Below are 4,926 nucleotides of genomic sequence, written 5' to 3'. Positions count from 1 at the left end.
GTGCGCCGCCCGGCCACCGCGCCCCGCGGGCCGCTGCGCCTGACCCGCCGCGGCCGGCTGGCGGTGACGTGCACCGCGGTCGGCGTGCTCACCGGCGTGCTCACCGGCGTGGTGCTGGCGGTGGCCGGGGCCGCGGGGGAGCCGGCCACCGCCGGCGGCGGGGCCGGTGCCGCGGCCGGCCCGCGCACGGTCACGGTGCTGCCCGGCCAGACGCTGTCCCGGATCGCCGTCGAGCTGGCGCCCGGGCGGGACTGGCGGGAGGTCGCCGCGGACATCGCCGAGGCCAACGGCCTGGCCTCCCAGGCCCTGCGCGCCGGTCAGCGCCTCGTGCTGCCCGCCGCCCTGCCCGGCGCCCGCTGAGCACGGGCCGTCCCCAGCCGCGCCGGGCAGGTTGCCCCCACCGACACCGGCGACGTACCGTCACCTGACGATCGGGAGTCCGGGCCGTCCCCGGGTCCCGCACCGGCCCTGCGGGCCGGGTGCGGTGCCGGTGGCGCCGGCGCTGCGTGGGAGGAAGCTGGGGTGCACTGCCCGTTCTGCCGGCACGCGGATTCGCGCGTGGTCGATTCGCGGACCACGGAGGACGGCAGCAGCATCCGCCGCCGCCGCCAGTGCCCCAACTGCTCCAAGCGCTTCACCACCCTGGAGACCGCGAGCCTGTCGGTGCTCAAGCGCTCCGGTGCCAGCGAGCCCTTCAGCCGCGCGAAGATCGCCTCCGGCGTGCGCAAGGCGTGCCAGGGCCGGCCCGTCAGCGAGGACGACATCGCCCTGCTCGCCCACCGCGTGGAGGAGGCGATCCGGGCGCAGGGCGCCGCCGAGATCGACGCGCACCAGGTCGGCTTGGCCACCCTGCCGTTCCTGCGCGAGCTCGACGAGGTCGCCTACCTGCGCTTCGCCTCCGTCTACCAGGCGTTCGACTCGCTCGCCGACTTCGAGGTGGCCATCGAGCAGCTGCGCGCCGAGCGCGCCGCCGAGCTGGAGCGCCGCGCCGGCGAGCCGGCCGCCGCCACCGCCCGCGCCTGAGGGGCGGGCCCACCCGCGCCGGCGGGCGGGGCGAGAATGGGGCCATGCTGGATCCCGGGTCGCTGTACACCCTCGCGGGGGAGCCGCCGACGCTGGTGGAACCCCACCTCGTCGTCGCCCTGTCGGGCTTCGTCGACGCCGGCGCCGCGGTGCGCCTGGCCGTCGAGCACCTGCGCGACGTCTGCGAGCGCGAGGTGGTGGCCACCTTCGACGTCGACCAGCTGCACGACTACCGGGCGCGGCGCCCCACGATGACCTTCGCCGGCGACCGCTGGGAGGGCTTCGACGCCCCCACGCTGACGGTGGAGCTGCTGCGCGACGCCGAGGGGGAGGGGCTGCTGCTGCTCAGCGGCCCCGAGCCGGACGTGCAGTGGGAGCGCTTCGCGCGCGCGGTCTGGCAGCTCGCCGACCGCCTCGGGGTGGGGCTGACGACCACCCTCAGCGCCGCGCCCACCGCGGTGCCGCACACCCGCCCCAGCGGGGTCACCGCCAGCGCCAGCCGCCCGGAGCTGCTGGAGGGCTACCGCACGTGGGACGTGGAGGCGCAGGTGCCCGGGCACGCCGCGGCGCTGCTGGCCCTGCGCGGTGCGCAGGCCGGCCGCGACGTGCTGTCGGTGCTGGCGCACGTGCCGCACTACCTCGCGGGCAACGACTACCCGGACGCCGCGGCGGTGCTGGTGCGGACCCTGGCGGGCGCCACGGGCCTGTCGCTGCCGGTGGGCAGCCTGCTGGAGGCCGCCTCCGCCACCCGTGTGGAGGTCGACGCGCAGGTGGCCGACTCCCCGGAGGCGGCGGCCGTCGTGCGCGCCCTGGAGGAGCAGTACGACGCCCGCGGCGACCAGGGCAGCGGCACGGGCGCGGCGGGGGCGTTCCTGCCCACCGCCGACGAGCTGGGGGCGGAGTTCGAGCGCTTCCTGGCGCGCCGCGAGGAGGAGCCGGGCGCCGAGTGAGGCGGCCGCTGGGCGCCGAGTGAGGCGGCCGCCGGGCCCCGCGCGGGGCCCGGCGGCCGGGCGCTGCGGCGGTGCACCGGCGCGCGCGCCGCGGTGGTGGTGCTCAGGTGCCGCTCAGGTGGCGGCGGTGGTGGACCCGGCGGTGCCCGAGCTGCCGCCCGCGGCGCCCGACAGGTGGTGCAGCAGCGCCTGCGCGTACGCGTCGGCCGGGTCCGGCGCCTCGAAGGCGTCGGCGCCGTGCTCGTCGAGCAGCAGCACCCGGTGCACGACGCCGTCACCGACGTCGCGGCGCTCCAGGCGGGTGAACCTCTCGCCGAGCAGCTCGCGCAGCTGGTGCTCGGCCGGCAGCCAGCACGCCTCGGGCTGGTCGACGGAGTCCAGCGCCCACTCGGTGGTGCCGTTGAAGCCGATGACGCGCCCGGTGGGGTGGTCGTGCACCTCCACGGTCATGTCGCTGAGGGTGAACACGTCCTCGTCCATGTCCCGGTCCGGGATGACGAAGCGGTCGCCCGCCGCGGGGTGCCACTCCAGCCCGGCGGCCTTCAGCCGCAGCGCGAGGTCGACGGAGATCACCCGCTCAGCATGGCCCGGTGCCGCGAGGAGCGCGAGGCGGCGGGCTTCAGCGCGCCGAGAGGCGCACGAGCATCTTGCCGGTGTTCTCCCCGCGCAGCAGGCCGATCAGGGCGCCGGGCGCGGCCTCCAGGCCCTCGCGCACGGTCTCGCGGAAGACGAGGCGCCCCTGCGCCAGCCAGCCGCCCACCTCGCGCTGGAACTCCTCGCGGCGCGCCTCGTGGTCGCCCACGAGGAAGCCCTGCAGCCGCAGCCGCTTGCCGACGATCGAGGAGAGGTTGCGCGGGCCGGGCGGGGCGGAGGCGAGGTCGCGCGGGGAGTTGTACGCCGAGACGCTGCCGCACAGCGCGAAGCGGGCGAAGTCGTTGGCCGCGGCGACGGCCGCCTCGAGGTGGTCGCCGCCGACGTTGTCGAAGAACACGTCCACCCCGTCGGGCGCGGCCCGCAGCAGGGACTCCAGGACCGGCCCCTCGCGGTAGTCGATGCCGGCGTCGAAGCCGAGGTCGGCGGTCAGGTGCCGGGCCTTCTCCGGCCCGCCGGCGCTGCCCACCACGCGGCCCGCCCCGCGCAGCTTCGCGAACTGCCCGACCAGGCTGCCCACGGCGCCGGCGGCGCCGGAGACGAACACCGTCTCGCCCTCGCGCACCCGCGCCACGTCGAACAGGCCCGCCCAGGCGGTGAAGCCGACCATGCCCAGCGGGCCGAGCGCCGCCGTCTCGGGGACCCCCGCCGGCAGCCGCGGGCGGCGCACCCGCGCGGCGGGCAGCACGGCGTGCGTGCGCCAGCCCAGGCCGTGCAGCACCAGGTCCCCGGCGGAGAAGCCGTCCGCGCGCGACTCCTCGACCACGCCCAGGGCCCCGCCGTCGAGGGGCTGGCCGAGCCGGTACGGCGGGGTGTAGCTGGGCACGTCGTCCATGCGCGGGCGCACGTAGGGGTCCACGGACATGACGAGGGTGCGCACCAGCACCTCCCCCTCGCCGACCCGCGGGAGCTGCACCTGCGCGATCTCGAAGTCGTCGGGGACGGGTTCCCCCCGCGGGCGCCGGGCCAGGCGGACCTCTCGTGCGTTCACGCCCCCACCATCGCCCGCCGTGCCGGTCGGCGCCCGGCGGGGTAGACACGTGCCCGACAGCGGTCGGCGCCCACGGCGCACGACCACGGCACGACGAGGGGACGGACACGATGGACACGCAGGTCGCGCGCGAACGGCTGCTCGAGCTGCGGCGCGAGCTGCAGGAGACGATCGACGGCTTCACCGACGGGATCGAGGCCGGCACCACCTCCGACCTGCCCACCGGTGGGCGGGACTTCGGCGACGAGGGCACCCACGAGCGCTTCGCCGCGGAGAACGAGGGCCTGCTGGAGGCCTCCCGCCGCCGCCTGGACAGCGTCGAGGACGCCCTCAAGCGCCTCGAGGCCGGCACGTACGGCGTGTCCGTCGTCTCCGGCAAGCCGATCCCCGAGGAGCGCCTGGAGGCGCGCCCGGACGCCGCCACGCTGGCGGACGAGGAGCTGTGAGCCGCCGGGCCCGCCCCGCCCGGTGAGCGGCCCGGGCGGGCCCGGCGCCTCAGGCGAGGACGACGCCGCGCTCGGGGTCCTCGCCGGGGAGCTCGCCGTCGACGACGGCCAGCACCTCCAGCGACTCCAGCCGCACGGGCCCGGAGGTGGTGAGGAAGGCGGTGTCGGCGGCGTCGCGGCCGGTGCCGATGCGCACCAGCGCGGCGCGCGGCGCCAGCCGGGTGGCGTCGACGACCTCCCACGCGCCGGCCGGTGCGGCCTCCACGACGGCGTGGAAGTCCATCGGCGACAGCCCCGGGGCGTACACCGAGCACAGCCGCGCCGGCACGTCCAGCGCCCGCAGCAGCGCGGTGGTGACGTGCGCGTAGTCGCGGCACACGCCCTGCCGCGTCAGCAGCGTCTCCAGCGCGGTGTCGGTGGGGCCGCTGGAGCCGGGCACGTAGTCCAGCTCCTCGTGCACCCAGGCCGCCACCGCCGCGGGCAGCCGCTCGCGCGGCACGTCGCCGAACTCGCGGGCGGCGAGGGCGCCCAGGCGGTCGGCGGGGCAGTAGCGGCTGGGCCGGGTCAGCTCCCAGCGCTCCAGGCCGGTCAGCGGCGCCGCCGCGCCGCGCTCGACGCGCACGGTGGCGGAGTAGCGCACGGTGCTCGCGCCGGCGGGGGCGGTGAAGCGGTGCAGCAGCGCGCCGTGCCCGGCGTGCAGGGCCTGCAGCTCGACGGCGCCGTCGGGGCCGTCCACGCGCAGCTCCTCGGCGAGCACCTGCACGCCGGGCCGGCGGGCCGCGGCGACGGCCAGGGCGGCCTCCGAGGGGGCGTCCGCGTCCAGGTGCAGCTCGGCGCGCACGGAGGTCGTGGGGGAGGAGGTGGG

7 protein-coding genes are annotated in these 4,926 nt (G+C 77.9%); 4 read left to right on the top strand and 3 right to left on the bottom strand.

Annotation, left to right across the window (positions count from 1 at the left end; genetic code table 11):
* The 3 genes from GTR00_RS14580 to GTR00_RS14570 form a co-directional block, all read left to right on the top strand.
* The coding region (locus GTR00_RS14580; protein ID WP_166612328.1) for a LysM peptidoglycan-binding domain-containing protein at positions 1 to 360 on the top strand (360 nt) is incomplete at its 5' end.
* Positions 361 to 522: 162 nt separating this feature from the next.
* Positions 523 to 1,023 carry a transcriptional regulator NrdR gene (gene nrdR / locus GTR00_RS14575; RefSeq protein WP_166612327.1) on the top strand — a complete coding sequence of 167 codons (501 nt, stop codon included), beginning with the start codon at positions 523 to 525 and terminating at the stop codon, positions 1,021 to 1,023.
* Between the two features lie 44 nt (positions 1,024 to 1,067).
* Positions 1,068 to 1,973, top strand: coding sequence for a proteasome assembly chaperone family protein (locus GTR00_RS14570; protein ID WP_166612326.1), 906 nt, complete (start codon positions 1,068 to 1,070; stop codon positions 1,971 to 1,973).
* Positions 1,974 to 2,087: 114 nt separating this feature from the next.
* Here GTR00_RS14570 and GTR00_RS14565 read toward each other — a convergent pair whose 3' ends face one another.
* A complete protein-coding gene (locus GTR00_RS14565) occupies positions 2,088 to 2,546 on the bottom strand; it encodes a pilus assembly protein CpaE (protein WP_166612325.1) in 459 nt (152 codons plus the stop codon).
* A gap of 46 nt (positions 2,547 to 2,592) precedes the next feature.
* On the bottom strand, positions 2,593 to 3,615 hold the full coding sequence (locus GTR00_RS14560; RefSeq protein ID WP_166612324.1) for an NADP-dependent oxidoreductase: 1,023 nt from the start codon (positions 3,613 to 3,615) through the stop codon (positions 2,593 to 2,595).
* A gap of 110 nt (positions 3,616 to 3,725) precedes the next feature.
* Here GTR00_RS14560 and GTR00_RS14555 point away from each other — a divergent pair, with 110 nt between their 5' ends.
* On the top strand, positions 3,726 to 4,061 hold the full coding sequence (locus GTR00_RS14555; protein ID WP_166612323.1) for a TraR/DksA family transcriptional regulator: 336 nt from the start codon (positions 3,726 to 3,728) through the stop codon (positions 4,059 to 4,061).
* A gap of 49 nt (positions 4,062 to 4,110) precedes the next feature.
* Here the strand turns inward: GTR00_RS14555 and GTR00_RS14550 are convergent, their stop codons facing one another.
* On the bottom strand, positions 4,111 to 4,902 hold the full coding sequence (locus GTR00_RS14550; RefSeq protein ID WP_166612329.1) for a transglutaminase-like domain-containing protein: 792 nt from the start codon (positions 4,900 to 4,902) through the stop codon (positions 4,111 to 4,113).
* Positions 4,903 to 4,926 lie beyond the last annotated feature (24 nt).

The organism is Kineococcus indalonis (assembly GCF_009906395.1).
GTDB lineage: Bacteria > Actinomycetota > Actinomycetes > Actinomycetales > Kineococcaceae > Kineococcus > Kineococcus indalonis.
This window is presented reverse-complemented; position numbering and strand designations above follow the sequence as displayed.